The sequence below is a fragment of the Streptomyces sp. WAC04114 genome, assembly GCF_019733245.1.
Taxonomy (GTDB): domain Bacteria; phylum Actinomycetota; class Actinomycetes; order Streptomycetales; family Streptomycetaceae; genus Streptomyces; species Streptomyces massasporeus_A.
In genome coordinates this window covers 1-947 of the sequence record NZ_JAIGQA010000385.1, presented here as the reverse complement: position 1 = coordinate 947, position 947 = coordinate 1, and the positions used below count along the sequence as shown (strand labels likewise).

Sequence of the window (947 nt, the reverse complement as noted above, 5' to 3'; positions counted from 1 at the left end):
GTCCGGGGACGGGGCGGTGCCGGTGGACTGCGGGCCTCCGCTCACCGAGGTGCCCGTCGGGCCACCGACGCTCCCCGCCGGGCCGGAGCCCGGGGCCGCATCCGCCAAATGGTCCTCCAGACGGCGGGTGAGTTCGTCGGTGCGGGCCGCCGCCTGTTCGCGGTCATGGGCCAGGAGCAGCCGGCAGTCCTGCCCGTGCCCCGGACGGACGTGCGGCAGCCAGCCCAGCCAGGACCACTCGGCGGTGCGCTCCTCCAGGGAGCGTGAGCGGTCGGCGGCGATCAGGACGATCTCCAGCGAGTCGGGGGAGTGCAGCGCGGTGAGCTGGGCCAGGACCGCACGGGTCAGCCCGGCCAGCCGTGCCCGCGGCCCGGCCAGTCCCAGGGCGCCGACCTCGCGCAGCCCGGCGGTCACGGGGACGGCCGGCAGCAGGCCCGAGCCGTCCGGTGCCGCCCGGTCGGCCGTACCGAGGCGCACGGCCAGCGCCTCCGGGTGACCGGGGCCGCGCTCCCACAGCCGCGGCCCTGGCCCGAGGGCCGTGAGCAGCAGCGTGGCCGGGTCCGGCCAGGTCTCCGGGGCGGCCGGAGCGACCACCGGGTGGTGCTCGGCCGCAATCTTGGCGGCCGGCTCGTCCTCGTACGCCTCGCGCGGTTCCGTCGCCTGCTCGCCGCGCCCCCCGGTCAGCCGGCGGGCCCACGCCCCGAGCCCACCACGCCTGCGGGCCCCCGGGGGTACGTCGGTGCCGCGGAGGGGGGTGCCTTTGCGTCCACGGCCTGAGCGCTGGTCCGCCAGGGCCGGGTCGTCGGGAGCGGCCGGTCCGTCCGTTTCCCGGGGGTGCGGACCGGTTCCGTCCGCGACGCCGAAGGCCCCGAGCCCGGAATGACCCGCGTGCGTGTCCCCGGCGCCTCTCACCGGCCGGGCGGGGGCGTCGGGAGAAGAGATGGGGG

Annotated in this window: 1 pseudogene; it reads right to left on the bottom strand. The window is 78.7% G+C overall.

Annotation, left to right across the window (positions count from 1 at the left end):
• A pseudogene (locus K4G64_RS39345) lies at positions 1-947 on the bottom strand (hypothetical protein); the annotation flags it as partial.